Raw genomic sequence first — 14,785 nt, 5'->3', positions numbered from 1 at the left:
CCGGAATGCCGGGGACCGGGCTCCCGTTGTGCGGACAGACGCCTCAGAAAGGGGAGCCATGCTGCCGGAGAGTGAGATCACCAGGGTCCTCGTCGTGACTGCGCACCCGGACGACGCCGACTTCGGCGCGGCCGGCAGCGTGGCGCTGTTCGCCGACAAGGGCGTGGAGGTGACCTACCTGCTGGTCACCGACGGCGACGCGGGCGGCAACGACCGCTCCCTGGACCACTCCGGCATGGCCGAACTGCGCCGCGCCGAGCAGGCCGCGGCGGCCAAGTGCGTCGGCGTGACCGACCTGCGCTCCCTCGGCCGCGCCGACGGGACCGTCGTCCCGTCGCTGGATCTGCGCAGGGACATCGCCCGCGTCATCAGGCAGGTACGGCCCGAGCTGGTGATCACCCATCACCCCGAGCGCAACTACGAGTTCATCGCCCCCAGCCATCCCGACCACCGGGCGGTCGGCGGCGCCACCCTGGACGCCGTCTATCCCGACGCGCGCAACCCGTACGCCTTCCCCGAACTCGTGGAGGAGGAGGGCCTGGAGGCGTGGACGGTGCGTGAGGTGTGGCTCATGGGCGGGCCCACCCGCAACCACTGGGTGGACATCACGCCGGTCGTCGACCGCAAACTGGCGGCGCTGCAGTCGCACGCCAGTCAGGTGGGTCACATCGAGGGGTTCGCGGAGATCGTCAGGGACCGTTTCGCCGCCTGGGCGCGGCAGGCGGGCTTCCCCGACGGGCACTACGCCGAGGGCTTCCAGGTCGTCAACACGACGTAGGCCGGCTTACGGCACCGAACCGGGCGGCACCACCCACAGCGACGGCTGCCCGGTGACCTCCGCGATCCGGTCGTAGTCGCGGTCGTAGTGGAGCACCGTCGCGCCGTACACCTCGGCGCAGGCGGCGATGAGCAGGTCTCCGGGGCTTATCCCCCGGTGCTGCGACTTCTGGGCCAGGAGCTCCTGCACCTCCAGCGCCCGTGCCTGCACCGCCGGGTCCACCGGCAGATGGCGGAAGTCCTCGCGCAGGTGGTAGGCGTCCCGCGCGTAGCCCTCGGGGTCGCGGGCGCTGTAGAGGACCTCGAGCTGTGTGACGACGCAGACGGCGAGCATCTTGTCGAGCATGAGCGGCTCGAGGGCGCGTGCCACCACGGGGTTGGGCATGCGTGCCAGAGCGCTCTTGTCGATGAGGTAGACCACGCCGACCGCTAGAACGCTTCCTTCCTGATTTCCGGATCCAGCAGATCCGTATTGTCCCGCGAGGTCCAGTACTCGAACGCTTCGCGACGCTTTGCCCGCTCGGCGACCTCCGTAAGGGCCGCGTGTACCGTCTCCTTCATCGTGTCCGTCCCCAACTCCTGCTGCGCACGCCGCAACAGGTCCTTGTCGATATCCACGACTGTTCGCATGGAAAACCACCTCCGTACCTCCAGCGTATATCACGGATTGTGATCTTGATATACGCACTCTCCGTGTTTGATCGAACACGTTGAGGCGCGGCAGTGACTTTAAAGCCGCGGCAAAGAGCATGAACGCAGGCCAGGGCCGCGAGGTGAAGGATCCTCATCCCGGGGCGGAAAGCACCCTCACCACCGGGAGAACATCACCAGCGCTGCCGGGCCTCCTCCGCCCACCCCGTCAGCCCGTCGAGCTCCACCCAGGTGCCGTCGTCGGCCTGGGCGCGCCCGGCGAAGTGGCCGAAGCACTGGTGGGTCTCGGAGCCCACCACCACCAGCTCGGTGCGGGCCACCCGCTCGTAGAAGGGCGTGAACTCCACCTGCACCCGGGGACCGGTGATCCGCCACGGCCGCATCCAGTCGGCGCGGTCGTAGCTCCACGCCAGCTCCTCGCCGATCTTGTGCAGCCGGCCGCCGATGAACAGGGCGTTCTCCGTCATCCCGGTGCCGGCCGTCCACCGCCCGCCGAGCTGGATCGCCTTCCCGGGCGCGCTGCCCGCCGCCCAGTTCCAGGCGATCGAGTACGGCCAGCGCCCCCGCCCGTGGTCGAGCACGGCGAACGAGTCTTCCTCGCGCACCTCGTACGGGACCGAGCCGAGCACGAGCCTGCCCCGGACCGGGCGGCCGACATCCTTGACCGTGTACTGGAAGCGCCGCGGGCCCCACGGCACCACCACGCCGAGTGACTCGTGGCCCTCGCGCGACGGCATCTCCAGGTCGACCTCGATGCCCTCCGCGCGGGCGCGCAGCGCGGTGGCGCCGGGGGTCTGGGTGATCCGGATGTCCAGCCCGCCGCCGCCCTTCGCGACGGCGGTGCCCTCCCCGCTGCGGTCGGGCATGACGGTGCCGCGGGCGAACGGCACCACCACGTCCCTGCTGATCTCCTCGCCGGCGGCGCGGTCGAGGACGTAGAGGCCGTGCACGCCCGCGTAGTCGAGCGAGGACGCCACGACGCCGATGATGTGGGATGGGGTGACGATCCCCCAGTATTCCCAGCGCTTGGTGCGGCCCCAGCCGCGCAGGTTGGCCCGGTGGAGCGGCCTCCGCGTCCAGCCGACGGCGGCCGGGTTGAGCCGGCCGTCGGGCAGGCAGAGGTCCACGGGCTCGGTGATCTCCCGTTCGCGGGTCGTCATCAGTGGGAGACCTCCTGCTGGACGGGCTCGGTCTTGGTCGCGGCGAGACGGGCGAAGAGGTAGCCCAGCGAGTTGGTCGCCAGATGCAGCATGGAGGGCGCGAGGAGCCCGCCCCGGCGGCGCAGCTCGGTGAACAGGACCCCGGCGGCGGCCGTCGAGACCACGCTGCCCGCCACGACCCGCGCCGTGTCGAGCCGCCCGGGGGACTCGCCCGCGACGACGGCTCCCAGCGCCGGGTTGGCGCGCGCCATGTCGACGGCCGGCAGGATGTGCCAGAGGCCGAAAAGCGCCGACGACACCGCCGTGGCGGTGGCCTGCCCGTGGGCCCGGCGGAGCATCGCGTGCAGCGCCCCGCGGAACCCGACCTCCTCCAGCAGCACCGTGCCGACCGGGACCTGGAGCAGGGCCTCCTCCAGGACGCGGGCGCGGGTGAGCGACAGCGCCCGCTCGTCGTGGAAGAGCGGGCGGGTGCGAGGGAGGGTGATGCCGACGGTGTAGACCGCGGCCACGCCCGCCACCAGCACCCCGCCGATGACGGCCCCCCGGCGCCCGTGCTCGAACCCGAGCTCCTCCCACGTGACCCCCGACTGGCGGGCCATCGCCACCAGCGCCGCCGTGGCCGCGGCGGAGGTGAGGGGGCCGAGCCGTGGCGCGACGCGGTTGTTGAGCACGTTGGCCGCGGTCAGCACGGCGATCGAGCGAAGCAGCACCCTTGAAGATTAGTCGCGCTCACTCTTAACCCGCGCCGGAGGGTCACGAGGCCGCGGGGCGGCGCACACCTTCGGGAACGCGGGAGCGGCGGCGCTCCTCCGGGGTGAGCCCACCCCAGATGCCATCGGCCTCGCCCGCCTTCAACGCGTACGAACGACACTCGGTGAGGACCTGGCACGTCGCGCAGACGGCCTTGGCCCGCGCCTCCTGGACGGGTGAGGGGGCGAGGGGGAAGAAGAGCTCCGGGTCGCTGGATCTGCAGGCCCCCCTGCGCAGCCAGCCGATCTCCTCCAATGGCATGGGCTAACGCTATGACGTGTACAAGATCAGTCGCATCATCCTGGGGATTGACACGCGACTACATCGCGGGAGGTGTCAGCAGGCGCTCACGCCGCGGGTGTAGCCGACGGCGAACGACCGCTGGCGCTGCTCGGCCGTACCGTGGGCCGCCGGGTCGAGCCAGTCGTCGGTCGGGTCGCCGGCGGCGGCGAGGTTGAGCAGGAGTTCGTCCTCGTCGCCCGGCTCGGCCACCAGCGCCCCCGAGTCGATCAGGGCGCGCAGCGTGCCGCCCGCGTAGCAGTCGGCCTGCAGCTCCATCTCCACGTTGAGGCGGAAACTGGTGCGGAGCTGGGCCTGCACGGCGTGGCCGAACTCGTGCGGGATGATCAGATAGACGGAGCCGTCGCCCATCCGGCTCCACAGCGCCCGCATCCACTCCTCGTCGTAGGCGATGAAATGTCCCGCCGAGCAGTAGAAGGCGTTGTTCGGCACGGACGGCTGCCCGCCGCAACGCGGCCCGTTCGTCCCCGAGTAGGGGATGAACCGGTTGACCGGGCGATAGGTCATCCCGGACGCCGCGAACTGCTGTTTCCAGAACTCCTCCGACAGCGTCCTGGCGCCCCACACGTCGTCCTCGAACGAGTCGAGCCCGCGCCGGTCCCTGGACGGCACGTCGATCACACCGCAGGCGGAGACGGGGGCCAGCAGCAGCACGACGAGCAGGAGGCGCACGACGAGGGGAGGCGTCACATGCCTCAGACTGCCCAGGTATGTACGGGTTCATTCGCGTGCATACGGTCGAGGTACTCCAGCGTCATCGCCCGCAGCGCCTCATGCCGGTCGCCGCCGATCGCCCGTACCTTCTCGACCTGCCAGGTGGCGCCCGTGCGGCCCGTCAGGCAGCGGCCCTCGATGACGCCCAGCAGGCGGGCGGAGACGTCGTGGTCCACACCCCGCAGGTCCAGTCCCTCGTACGCCATGGGCAGCAGGCGGCGCAGGATCAGCTCGTCCGCCGGCACCTCGCCGAGCCCCGGCCAGTACAGCCTGGCCTCCAGGCCGTGGCGGGCGGCGTTGTAGAGGTTCTCCTCGGCGGCGGCGAACGACATCTGGCTCCAGACCGGCCGCTCCGCGTGCGGCAGCACGCTCATCAGGCCGTAGTAGAAGGCGGCGTTGGCCGCGATGTCGAGCACGGACGGGCCGGCCGGGAGCACCCGGTTCTCCACGCGCAGGTGCGGGCGGCCGTCCACCACCGCGTACACGGGACGGTTCCACCGGTAGACGGTGCCGTTGTGCAGGGTCAGCTCGTGCAGCTGCGGGACGCGGCCCTGTTCCAGCTCGGCCCTCGGGTCCTCGTCATCGCAGATGGGCAGCAGGGCCGGGTAGTAGCGGACGTTCTCCTCGAACAGGTCGAAGACGCTGGTGATCCAGCGCTCGCCGAACCACACCCGGGGCCGCACGCCCTGTGCTTTCAGCTCGTCCGGACGGGTGTCGGTGGCCTGCTCGAAGAGCGCGATCCTGGTCTCGCGGTGCAGCTCCTTGCCGAACAGGTACGGGGAGTTCGCGGCGACGGCGACCTGGGGGCCGGCGATGGCCTGGGCGGCGTTCCAGTGCGCGGCGAAGGCCGGCGGGCTGACCTGCAGGTGCAGCTGGACACTGGTGCAGGCGGCCTCGGGGGTGATGCTGTCGGCGCGCGTGTCCAGCAGCTCGACGCCCTCGATCCGCAGGTGCAGGTCCTCGCCCCTGGCCGCGAAGATCTGCTCGTTCAGCAGCTTGTAGCGGGGGTTGGCGGAGAGCGTGCCCTCGCCGATGTCCCGCTCGCGCAGCGTGGGCAGGATGCCGACCAGCATCAGACGGGCGCCCTGCGACCGGGCGCGCTCCTCGGCGTGGTTGAGCCGGGCGCGCACGTCGTCCTCCAGCCGCCGGGCCCCGCCGTCGCCGAGCTCCTGCGGCTCGATGTTGATCTCGACGTTGAACTGACCCAGCTCGGTGGCCCAGTCAGGCCGCGCGATGGCGGCGAGCACCTCGGCGTTGCGCATGCACGCCTCGCCGGCGCCGTCCACGATGTTGAGCTCGATCTCCAGACCGGCGAGCGACCGGTCGACCTCGAACTTCGACTCCCGGAGCAGCTCCGCGAAGACGTCGAGGCAACGGTGGACCTTCTCGCGGTACTTCCGTCGGTCGTCCCGGCTGAACACGACGATCGGCACATCCCTGCCCATACCTGGAATGTCGCACGCCGTCCCCTGTTAGACCACCCCACCACGCCCAGCCTTCGTCCTGGGCTGAGGCAAGGCGCCCACGCCCCGACTTCCCCGTGCCGCCAGCCCCGCCCACGCCCAGCCGGAGTCGTTCATGGACGACTTTCTCCCCGGCGGTCAGACGAGGCGGCGGGCGGTGGCCCAGCGGGAGAGCTCGTGGCGGTTGGAGAGCTGGAGCTTGCGCAGCACCGACGAGACGTGGGTCTCCACCGTCTTGACCGAGATGAACAGCTCCTTGGCGATCTCCTTGTACGCGTAACCGCGGGCGATCAGCCGCAGCACCTCGCGCTCGCGCTGCGTCAGCGAGTCGAGCTCGGGGTCGATCGGAGGCGCCTCGGAGGAGGCGAAGGCGTCGAGGACGAAGCCGGCCAGACGCGGCGAGAAGACCGCGTCCCCGTCGGCGACCCGGCTGATGGCGTCGGTCAGCTCCTTGCCGCTGATGTTCTTGGTGACGTAGCCGCGGGCGCCGCCGCGGATGACGCCGATCACGTCCTCGGCCGCGTCCGACACCGACAGGGCGAGGAAGCGCACCTGGGAGCCGGCGCCGAGCACGCGGCGCAGCACCTCCTGGCCGCCGCCGCCGGGCATGTGGACGTCGAGCAGGACGACGTCCGGCTGCAGCTCGGCGATGGCCTTGACCGCCGAGTCGACGTCCTCCGCCTCGCCCACGACCTCGATCGAGTCGCCCAGCTCGGCCCGCACGCCGGAGCGGAAGAGCCGGTGGTCGTCCACGATCAGCACCCGCGTCATTGCTTTTCCACCTTCATCGTCAGCATCACTTCAGTGCCCTCGCCAGGCTCGGTACGCACCCTGGCGGCGCCGCCGTGACGTTCCATCCTTCCGATGATGGACTCCCTGATCCCCATCCTGTCGACCGGCACCGCGTCGAGGTCGAACCCCTTGCCCCGATCCTTCACGAAAATCGTGACCTCTTCACCCTCTACTTCCGCGTACACGGAAATGGACGGACTCTCAGAGTATTTCGCGGCGTTGACCATCGACTGCCGGGCCGCCTTGAGCATGGCCCCGAGCCTGCCGCCGGAGTCGAGGTCGATGTCGCCGACGCAGACCACCTCGATCGGCACGCCGTGCGCGTCCTCCTCCTCGGCCGCGATGCGCCGTACGGCGGCGGCGAGGGTGGCGTCGGCGTCCTGGGCCGGCTGGTAGAGCCAGTTGCGCAGCTCGCGCTCCTGGGAGCGGGCCAGGCGGGTGACCTCGCGCGAGTCGTGCGCGACGCGCTGGATGAGCGTCAACGTGTGCAGGACGGAGTCGTGCACCATCGCGGCGACCTCGGCGCGCTCCTCCTGACGGATGCGCTCGCGCCGTTCGAGCTGGAGCTCCTTCCACAGGCCGGCCAGCCACGGGGCGGCGATGACCGCCAGCCCGCCGACCACGACCGCGGTGAACAGCAGGCCCTGGCCCGCCTCCTGGAGCTGGCCCTCGACCACCAGGAAGCCGATCCCGCCCGCCACCACGAGCATCACGCCGAGGAGCGTGCGCACCCGGTTCTTCCTGATGCTCTTGGTCGCGCCGCTCACCCAGTTCTTGCGGCGGTCGGGATCGGCCTGCTGCCACAGGATCAGCCCGCCGATGCCGCCCACCGCGAACGGCAGCATGCCGATGCCGCCCCGCGAGGCTCCCGTCAGGAACCCGAACGCGAGCAGCGCCACCCCGATCGCCGTGAACGCGGCGAGCTGGCTCCAGTCGCGGGCGGGCGGCTCTCCCCTGTACGGCTCGCGCGGCGTGATCATCCACAGCACCGCGTACGCCACACCGCCGACCCCGCCGACCACGCTGAGCAGCACGAACACCAGCCTGATCACGACGGGGTCGAGCTTGAGCTGCGCGGCCAGGCCCTGCGCGACGCCGCCGACGAGCCGGCCCTCCATGGGGCGCATCATGCGGCGGTACGGCCCGCTGGTCTCGGGCTCGGCGAGTGTCTTCTGGTCTGTCATAACACCGCCATCGTCACATGTCGCAGCGTTGGGGGCATCAGGGAACAACCCCCGGGTCGGGTCAGGGGTCTCCCCGATGCGTGCCCCCTTGGGGGTGGGTCACGATGGTTCCATGACAGAAGCACCGCCCAGGGAACCGGCCGCGCCCCCCAGCGTGCTGCGCCGCAGCAGCGAGGGACGATTCCTCATGGGGGTGTGCGCCGGGCTCGGCAGGCACACCGGCATCGACCCCGTGGTGTTCCGCGTGGGGTTCGTGATCCTGCTGTTCGGGTCCGGTATCGGGCTGTTTCTGTACATCGCGGCTTTTCTGCTGATGAAGGAGCCCAGTGGGCGGCCGGGGCTCATCGAGCAGTGGACCCACCGCGACTTCGACGCCGACACGGTGATGGCGCTGCTGACGGCGGTGCTGGCGCTCGGGCTGGGCATCAACCTGTCGACCGTGTGGCTGGACACCGGGACTCTGGTGGCGGGGCTGTTCCTGGCCGTCGCGCTGCTGGCGGCGCACGCGCACGGGGTCGACCTGCTGGGGCTGGTGCGCTCGATGCCCGAACGCCTCAACCGGCGGCCCCGGGCGATGGACCTGGACGGATACCAGGAAACCCCCCGCGTGCCTCCGTACGCGCAGGCGACTCCCCCGATGGGTCACCGCCCGCCGGGGCCCCGCGCGGGAGGCCCCCCGCTCTCAGACCAGCCCCGTACGGACGAGTCCGGTACGTGGGAGGACGCGTCCCACCCGGCGGCCGAGCCCGGCAAGGGCCCTCGCGCCGTCCCCCTCACCGACGCCGGACCCAGCGCGGTCCACGCCCACGTCTCACCGAAGACCCCCCACCGTACGGAACCGAACCAGGACGAGACGACCGACGGCCTGACCGAAGCGGGGCAGGCCCAGGCGGCGACGCCCACGGGCGTCTCACCCGACGCGGCGGAATCGCCCACGCAGGACGACCAGCCCGAAACGGGGAGGGACGAGGCGGCGACGCCCACGAACATTCCACCCAACGTGGCCGCACAGGACGGCCGGCCTGAAACGGGGCGAGACGAGGCAACCGCGCCGCCCGCCGCAGCCGCACACGCCGCTGCTTCCCCCGACGCGGGGGCGGAGACGGCCGCCGAGGGCGACCGGGCGCAGGCGGACCGGGGCGACGAGACGGTGGCGCAGCCCGCGGTTGAGCTGCCGCGGCACGGTGCCCCGGGTGAGGAGCCGGCGGGGGCGGGCTTCCGAGCGGAGGCCGGTACGGGCGAAAGTGCCGATCAGACCGGTACGAGGACCGGCGACAAGGCCGGGACCGGGACCGACGAAGGGGCCGGGATCGGGTCCGGGTCCGGGACCGAGGAAGGGGCCGGGATCGGGTCCGGGATGGGTTCCAGGACCGGGTCCGGGGCCGGTTTCAGGGCCGAATCCGCGACCGGCGAAGGGGCCGAGGGGGAGCGGGTTCGGTCGTACGGGGTGCAGGAGGAGTCGGTGTTCGCGGCGGGTGAGACGCGGGAGATGCCCGCATACCGGCCGCTCGCCAAGCACCGGGAGACCCGGTACGGCTCGTACGGGGAGCCGTTCGCGCCGCACGGGCCGTACCAGCCGCTGGACCCGGCCAAGCGCGGCGGAGGTTACTCGCCGTACGACCCCGCGCTGTACGGGGTGCCGCTGCCGAAGCGGCAGAAACGGCCGAAGTCGTTCATCGGCGCCATCACCATCCTGCTGGCAACCATCATTGGAGGGATCCTCGTGGCCGTGCAGGCGGCATCGCCTTCGGGCGTGCAGCCCACGATCGTCGGCGGCGCGGTGCTCGTCACCATCGGGGCCGGGCTGCTGATCGCCGCCTGGTGGGGCAAGGGCGCCGGGCTGGTGGCCGCGGGCACCACGGTGGCGCTGCTGATCGGCGTCGGGCTGATGTTCGGCGGGCTCCCGGCGAAGGTGGGGTCGGCCGTGTGGCAGCCCCTCACCGTGGAGGAGACGCGCCAGGTGTTCGACGTGGGCGTGGGAGACGGCGAGCTGGACCTGTCGAAGCTCGCGCTGAAGCCGGGGTCGACGGTCGAGGTGCGGGCCGCGGTCTCGGTGGGGACGCTGGACGTGGTGGTGCCGCCCGACGCGCGGGTGGAGGTGCACGCGACCAACAAGGTCGGCGACATCCAGGTCGACCAGTCGCTCCGGGGCGGCCTGGAGGTCCAGCTGGACAGGGTGATGGAGCCGGAGGTCGCGCCCGAGGGCGAGCCGGCCACGATCGTGCTGCACATCCGGGGCGGCGTCGGAGACCTGGAGGTGCGGCGTGCCGCGTGACGTCGACCGGCCGCGGCGCCTGCACAGGACCGACTGGATGGCGCTGCTGAGCGGGACCCTGTTCGTCGTGCTGGGCATCCTGATCATGACGCGGTCGATCACGGATCCGCTGGTCCTGTTGCCGGTGCTGGTGACGGGCCTGGGCTTCGCGGGGCTGGTGGCGATCCTGGCGAGGGTTATTCGTGGTAAGTAACCCTTGACTACCGAGACAAACACGGGCATACGTTGGCCTTGTCCGCCTTTCCCCTGCTCCTGTGAGGGAGGACGTATGCCCCGGATATCCGTCAAAGTGGACGGAATCGCCTACGAGGAGGACGTCGAACCGCGACTTCTTCTCGTTCACCTACTAAGAGAACGGCTGGGCAAGACCGGCACCCCCGCCGGCTGCGACACCAGCAACTGCGGCGCCTGCACCGTGATGCTCGACGGCAAGACCGTCAAGAGCTGCTCGGTGCTCGCGGTGCAGGCCGACGGCTCCGACATCGTCACCATCGAGGGCCTGGCCGCGAACGGGTCGCTGCACCCGATGCAGCGGGCCTTCCACGAGGAACACGCGCTGCAGTGCGGATTCTGCACGCCAGGCATGGTCATGGCCGCGATCGACCTGGTGAGAGACACTCCGGACCCGTCGGAGGAGGCCATCAGGGAAGGGCTCGAAGGCAACCTCTGCCGGTGCACCGGCTACTGCAACATCGTCAGAGCGGTGAAACGGGGCGCCCAGGAGATGGGTCAGGCGGTGAAGTCGTCATGACCGAGGTGGGCAAGGCGAGAAGGCGGAAGGAGGACGCCCGGCTGCTGACCGGGCGCACGCGGTGGACGGACAACCTGCAGCAGCCGGGGATGCTGCACGTGGCCTTCCTGCGCAGCCCGATGGCGCACGCGCGGATCACCGGGGTGGACGTGTCGGCGGCGCGCGAGCTGCCCGGCGTGGTCGCGGTGTTCGCCGGCCAGGACGTCGCCGGCGAGCAGGGCAGCCTGCCGTGCGCGTGGCCGGTGTCGGACGACATCGTCATCCCCGAGCACCCGCCGATGGCGGTGACGGAGGTGCGGTACACGGGCGAGATCGTGGCCTGCGTGGTCGCCACCGACCGGTTCAAGGCGGCCGACGCCCTGGAGGCGATCGAGGTCGACTACGAGCCGCTGCCGCCGGTGATCGACCTGGAGACGGCGCTCTCGCCGGACAGCCCGAAGGTGCACGAGACGGGCAACCAGGCGTTCTCCGTCAAGATCACCTCGGGTGACCTCGACGCGGCCTTCAGGGACGCCCCGGTGGTCATCGACCGGACGTACGTGCAGCAGCGCCTGATCGGCGCGGCCATGGAGCCCAGGGCGGTGCTGGTCTCCACCGACGGCGACACGTTCACGATGTGGACGTCCACGCAGATCCCGCACGTGCTGCGGGTGATGCTGGCCATGGTCACCGGCGTCCCCGAGCACCAGCTCCGCGTGATCGCGCCGGACGTCGGCGGCGGGTTCGGCACCAAGCTGCAGGTCACCGCCGAAGAGGTGCTCTGCCTGCTGCTCTGCCGGAAGCTGGGCAAGCCCGTCAAGTGGGCCGAGTCGCGCACCGAGGGCAACCTGGCCGTCCACCAGGGGCGCGGCCAGCTCCAGCACATCAGGCTCGCGGCCGACTCCGACGGCCGCATCCGCGGGCTCCAGGTCGACCTGCTCGCCGACATGGGCGCGTACCTGATGCTGGTCACCCCGGGCGTCCCGATGCTCGGCGCGACCATGTTCAACGGCATCTACAAGATGGACGCGTACGAGTTCGCCTGCAAGGGCGTGTTCACCACCAAGATGCCGACGGACGCCTACCGGGGCGCGGGCCGTCCCGAGGCCACGTTCGCGATCGAGCGGATCATGGACGAGCTCGCGGCGGAGCTGCGGCTCGACCCGATCGAGGTGCGGCGGCGCAACTGGATCAAGCACGAGGAGTTCCCGTACACCACGATCGCGGGCCTGACCTACGACTCCGGGAACTACGAGGCGGCGACCGACAAGGCGCTGCAGTTGTTCGGCTACGACAAGCTGCGCGCCGAACAGGCCGACCGGCGTGACCGTGGCGACCCGGTGCAGCTCGGCATCGGCGTCAGCACGTTCACCGAGATGTGCGGGCTGGCGCCGTCGCGGATGCTGGGCGAGGCGAACTACGGCGCGGGCGGCTGGGAGCACGCGTCGGTGCGGATGCTGCCGACCGGCAAGGTGGAGGTCGTCACCGGCACGTCGCCGCACGGGCAGGGCCACGTGACCTCGTGGAGCCAGATCGCGGCCGACGCGCTCGGCGTGCCGTTCGAGGACGTCACGGTGGTGCACGGCGACACCGCGATCTCGCACAAGGGCATGGACACCTACGGCTCGCGCTCGCTGGTGGTCGGCGGGGTCGCGGTGCTGCAGGCGTGCGAGAAGGTGCGCGAGAAGGCACGCAAGCTGGCCGCGCACCTCCTGGAGTGCTCGCCGGACGACCTCGACTTCGCCGACGGCGCGTTCAAGGTGAAGGGCACCGACTCCCAGACGACGATCCAGGAGCTGGCGCTGGCCGCGTTCGCCGCGCACAACCTGCCCGAGGGGGCGGAGGCCCGGCTGGACTCGGACGCCACGTTCGACCCGGTCAACTACTCCTTCCCGCACGGCACCCACCTGACGGCGGTGGAGGTGGACACGGAGACCGGACACGTCAAGATCCGCTCGTACGTGGCGGTCGACGACGTGGGGAAGGTGGTCAACCCGCTGATCGTCGAGGGCCAGGTGCACGGCGGCATCGCGCAGGGCATCGGGCAGGCCCTGTACGAGGAGGCCGTCTACGACGCGGAGGGCAACCTGCTCACCGCCACGCTGGCCGACTACCTGCTGCCGTCGGCGGCGGACCTGCCGGACTTCGTGACCGACAGGACCGAGACGCCGGCCACCAGCAACCCGCTGGGCGCCAAGGGCGTCGGCGAGGCGGGCACCATCGCCTCGACGCCCGCGGTGGTCAACGCCATCGTGGACGCGCTCCGGCCGCACGGCGTGCGGGACGTGCCGATGCCGTGCACGCCCGAGCGGGTGTGGCGCGCGCTGGAAGGAGGGCGGGCATGATCCCGGCATCGTTCGACTACGTGCGCCCCGGCTCGCTGGCGGAGGCCTGCCAGGAGCTGGCGGCGGACGAGGACGCCAAGGTGATCGCGGGCGGGCAGTCGCTGCTGCCGCTGCTGCGGCTGCGGCTGGCGTACCCGACGAAACTGGTCGACGTGGCACGGCTGCCGGAGCTGGCCGGCGTGCACGACCGCGGCGACCACGTGTTCATCGGCGCGATGACCACGCACGACGAGGTGATGCGCTCCGGCGTGGTGGCCGCGGGCGCCCCGCTGCTCGCGCTGGCGACCGCCATGGTGGCGGACCCGGCGGTCCGGCACCGGGGCACGTTCGGCGGGTCGCTGGCGCACGCCGACCCGGCGGGCGACCTGCCCGCGGTGGTGCTGGCGCTGGAGGGCGTCCTGGTGGCCCGCTCGGCGCAGGGCGAGCGGGAGATCCCGGCGGCCGACTTCTTCGTCGACTATCTGGAGTCGTCGCTGCGGCAGGGCGAGGTCCTGGTGGGCGTGAAGATCCCGAAACTGGGCGACGGCTGGGGCTTCCACTACGAGAAGTTCCACCGCACCGCTCAGGCGTGGGCGATCGTCGGCGTGGCGGCGGCCGTCAGGCGCTCCAACGGCTCGATCCAGGAGGCCAGGATCGGGCTGACCAACATGGGGACGACACCGGTGCGGGCACGGGCGGCCGAGACCGCGCTGGAGGGTCTGGAGCTGGGTGACGGGCTCCGGCAGGCGTGCGAGGAGGCGGCGGCGGACACCTCGCCGCCCGCCGATCTGCACGCGCAGCCGGACTACCGGCGGCATCTGGCCAGGGTGCTGACGCACCGGGCGGTCCGCACCGCGGCCGGAGCACCCTGATCAGGCGGGGGCGCCCCTCTTCCGGGGCGCCCCCGCGGCACGTAGTCTCGCAGCAGCGGGAAGGAGCGAATCGATGGCGATGCGGTTCGAGCACGAGTTCACGGTCCCGGTCCCCATCGAGCAGGCCTGGGCGGTCCTGCTGGATGTCGAGCGAGTGGCCCCGTGCCTGCCGGGGGCGGCTCTCGACAGCGTCGAGGGTCAGCAGTTCACGGGCAGGATGAAGGTCAAGGTCGGACCGATCACCGTCACCTATCGGGGTTCGGCCGCGTTCGAGGACGTCGACAAGGACTCCCACACGCTCACCATCCAGGCCTCGGGCAAGGAGGCGCGCGGCTCCGGGACCGCCGCCGCGACGGTCAAGGCGCGGCTGACGCCGGTCGACGGCGCCACGTCCGTGACGGTCGAGACGTCGTTCAACGTGACCGGGCGGCCCGCCCAGTTCGGCCGCGGGGTGATGGCCGAGGTCGGGGCGAAGCTCATCGACCGGTTCGCGGCGAACCTCGCCGACCTGTTCGCCGAGCCCGCGCAGGAGCCGCAGCAGGAGGCCGTCGCCGAGGAACCGGCGGAGCGCCACCTGGCCGCCGTGCCGGCGCCCGGCGAGGACGCCCACCCGGCGGGCACCATGCGCACGTCACGCACGCCCGACGAGGAGGCGCTCGACCTGCTCGACATCGCGGGCGCACCGCTGCTCAAGCGGCTGGCGCCGGTGCTGGGCGGAGTCGCCGCGCTACTTGTCATTGTTTGGGTGATTCGTCGCCTTATTCGATGATTTTGGGCAAAAAACACTGCCATT

At 71.2% G+C, this 14,785-nt stretch carries 16 protein-coding genes; 7 read left to right on the top strand and 9 right to left on the bottom strand.

Features of this window, described 5'->3' with window-relative positions; translation table 11 throughout:
• Positions 1 to 58: 58 nt before the first annotated feature.
• Entirely contained in the window at positions 59 to 778 is a 720-nt protein-coding gene (locus tag KME79_RS16540; protein WP_219545169.1) for a PIG-L deacetylase family protein, read from the top strand.
• Positions 779 to 784: 6 nt separating this feature from the next.
• Here the strand turns inward: KME79_RS16540 and KME79_RS16535 are convergent, their stop codons facing one another.
• The 9 genes from KME79_RS16535 to KME79_RS16495 all read right to left on the bottom strand — a co-directional run bounded on the left by KME79_RS16535 (position 785) and on the right by KME79_RS16495 (position 7,791).
• Complete coding sequence (locus KME79_RS16535; protein ID WP_308248935.1) at positions 785 to 1,198, bottom strand: PIN domain nuclease; 414 nt, start codon at positions 1,196 to 1,198, stop codon at positions 785 to 787.
• Positions 1,199 to 1,206: 8 nt separating this feature from the next.
• Positions 1,207 to 1,407: a type II toxin-antitoxin system VapB family antitoxin gene (locus KME79_RS16530; protein WP_219545168.1), complete on the bottom strand. Its 201-nt coding sequence runs from the start codon at positions 1,405 to 1,407 to the stop codon at positions 1,207 to 1,209.
• Positions 1,408 to 1,601: 194 nt separating this feature from the next.
• Complete coding sequence (locus tag KME79_RS16525) at positions 1,602 to 2,588, bottom strand: DUF2804 domain-containing protein (protein ID WP_148036889.1); 987 nt, start codon at positions 2,586 to 2,588, stop codon at positions 1,602 to 1,604.
• Complete coding sequence (locus KME79_RS16520) at positions 2,588 to 3,298, bottom strand: CPBP family intramembrane glutamic endopeptidase (protein ID WP_219545167.1); 711 nt, start codon at positions 3,296 to 3,298, stop codon at positions 2,588 to 2,590. The genes KME79_RS16525 and KME79_RS16520 overlap by 1 nt, the downstream gene beginning before the upstream one ends.
• 43 nt (positions 3,299 to 3,341) lie before the next feature.
• Entirely contained in the window at positions 3,342 to 3,599 is a 258-nt protein-coding gene (locus KME79_RS16515; RefSeq protein ID WP_219545166.1) for a WhiB family transcriptional regulator, read from the bottom strand.
• Between the two features lie 75 nt (positions 3,600 to 3,674).
• Positions 3,675 to 4,328 carry a neutral zinc metallopeptidase gene (locus tag KME79_RS16510; protein ID WP_148036886.1) on the bottom strand — a complete coding sequence of 218 codons (654 nt, stop codon included), beginning with the start codon at positions 4,326 to 4,328 and terminating at the stop codon, positions 3,675 to 3,677.
• 5 nt (positions 4,329 to 4,333) lie between these two features.
• Positions 4,334 to 5,797: a glutamate-cysteine ligase family protein gene (locus KME79_RS16505; protein ID WP_219545165.1), complete on the bottom strand. Its 1,464-nt coding sequence runs from the start codon at positions 5,795 to 5,797 to the stop codon at positions 4,334 to 4,336.
• 156 nt (positions 5,798 to 5,953) lie between these two features.
• The gene (locus KME79_RS16500; RefSeq protein WP_148036884.1) at positions 5,954 to 6,586 is read right to left on the bottom strand and encodes a response regulator; all 633 of its coding nucleotides are present in this window, start codon (positions 6,584 to 6,586) and stop codon (positions 5,954 to 5,956) included.
• Positions 6,583 to 7,791: an ATP-binding protein gene (locus KME79_RS16495; protein WP_219545164.1), complete on the bottom strand. Its 1,209-nt coding sequence runs from the start codon at positions 7,789 to 7,791 to the stop codon at positions 6,583 to 6,585. Before KME79_RS16495 ends, KME79_RS16500 begins: the two co-directional genes overlap by 4 nt.
• Positions 7,792 to 7,903: 112 nt before the next feature.
• On the opposite strand from KME79_RS16495, the gene KME79_RS16490 reads away from it, so the two are divergent.
• The 6 genes from KME79_RS16490 (at position 7,904) to KME79_RS16465 (ending at position 14,761) form a co-directional block, all read left to right on the top strand.
• A complete protein-coding gene (locus KME79_RS16490) occupies positions 7,904 to 10,066 on the top strand; it encodes a PspC domain-containing protein (protein WP_219545163.1) in 2,163 nt (720 codons plus the stop codon).
• Positions 10,056 to 10,259, top strand: a complete 204-nt coding sequence (locus KME79_RS16485; protein ID WP_148036881.1) for a hypothetical protein — start codon at positions 10,056 to 10,058, stop codon at positions 10,257 to 10,259. Before KME79_RS16490 ends, KME79_RS16485 begins: the two co-directional genes overlap by 11 nt.
• 75 nt (positions 10,260 to 10,334) lie before the next feature.
• The gene (locus tag KME79_RS16480) at positions 10,335 to 10,817 is read left to right on the top strand and encodes a (2Fe-2S)-binding protein (RefSeq protein ID WP_148036880.1); all 483 of its coding nucleotides are present in this window, start codon (positions 10,335 to 10,337) and stop codon (positions 10,815 to 10,817) included.
• Positions 10,814 to 13,141, top strand: a complete 2,328-nt coding sequence (locus tag KME79_RS16475; protein WP_219545162.1) for a xanthine dehydrogenase family protein molybdopterin-binding subunit — start codon at positions 10,814 to 10,816, stop codon at positions 13,139 to 13,141. Before KME79_RS16480 ends, KME79_RS16475 begins: the two co-directional genes overlap by 4 nt.
• Positions 13,138 to 13,992, top strand: coding sequence for an FAD binding domain-containing protein (locus KME79_RS16470; RefSeq protein ID WP_148036878.1), 855 nt, complete (start codon positions 13,138 to 13,140; stop codon positions 13,990 to 13,992). The genes KME79_RS16475 and KME79_RS16470 overlap by 4 nt, the downstream gene beginning before the upstream one ends.
• Positions 13,993 to 14,065: 73 nt before the next feature.
• Positions 14,066 to 14,761, top strand: coding sequence for an SRPBCC family protein (locus tag KME79_RS16465; protein ID WP_219545161.1), 696 nt, complete (start codon positions 14,066 to 14,068; stop codon positions 14,759 to 14,761).
• The last annotated feature ends 24 nt before the right edge of the window (positions 14,762 to 14,785 follow it).

This window comes from Nonomuraea harbinensis, assembly GCF_019396385.1.
In the GTDB taxonomy this organism is placed as follows: domain Bacteria; phylum Actinomycetota; class Actinomycetes; order Streptosporangiales; family Streptosporangiaceae; genus Nonomuraea; species Nonomuraea ferruginea.
The sequence above is the reverse complement of the archived record's forward strand: the minus strand, read 5'-3'. Positions and strand labels throughout refer to the sequence as shown.

Bases quoted from the DNA above. Each gene is read 5' to 3' on its own strand.
- KME79_RS16540 (WP_219545169.1), top strand. From the start codon at position 59: ATGCTGCCGGAGAGTGAGATCACCAGGGTCCTCGTCGTGACTGCGCAC.
- KME79_RS16530 (WP_219545168.1), bottom strand. From the start codon at position 1,407: ATGCGAACAGTCGTGGATATCGACAAGGACCTGTTGCGGCGTGCGCAG.
- KME79_RS16525 (WP_148036889.1), bottom strand. From the start codon at position 2,588: ATGACGACCCGCGAACGGGAGATCACCGAGCCCGTGGACCTCTGCCTG.
- KME79_RS16515 (WP_219545166.1), bottom strand. From the start codon at position 3,599: ATGCCATTGGAGGAGATCGGCTGGCTGCGCAGGGGGGCCTGCAGATCC.
- KME79_RS16505 (WP_219545165.1), bottom strand. From the start codon at position 5,797: ATGGGCAGGGATGTGCCGATCGTCGTGTTCAGCCGGGACGACCGACGG.
- KME79_RS16500 (WP_148036884.1), bottom strand. From the start codon at position 6,586: ATGACGCGGGTGCTGATCGTGGACGACCACCGGCTCTTCCGCTCCGGC.
- KME79_RS16495 (WP_219545164.1), bottom strand. From the start codon at position 7,791: ATGACAGACCAGAAGACACTCGCCGAGCCCGAGACCAGCGGGCCGTAC.
- KME79_RS16490 (WP_219545163.1), top strand. From the start codon at position 7,904: ATGACAGAAGCACCGCCCAGGGAACCGGCCGCGCCCCCCAGCGTGCTG.
- KME79_RS16480 (WP_148036880.1), top strand. From the start codon at position 10,335: ATGCCCCGGATATCCGTCAAAGTGGACGGAATCGCCTACGAGGAGGAC.
- KME79_RS16475 (WP_219545162.1), top strand. From the start codon at position 10,814: ATGACCGAGGTGGGCAAGGCGAGAAGGCGGAAGGAGGACGCCCGGCTG.
- KME79_RS16470 (WP_148036878.1), top strand. From the start codon at position 13,138: ATGATCCCGGCATCGTTCGACTACGTGCGCCCCGGCTCGCTGGCGGAG.
- KME79_RS16465 (WP_219545161.1), top strand. From the start codon at position 14,066: ATGGCGATGCGGTTCGAGCACGAGTTCACGGTCCCGGTCCCCATCGAG.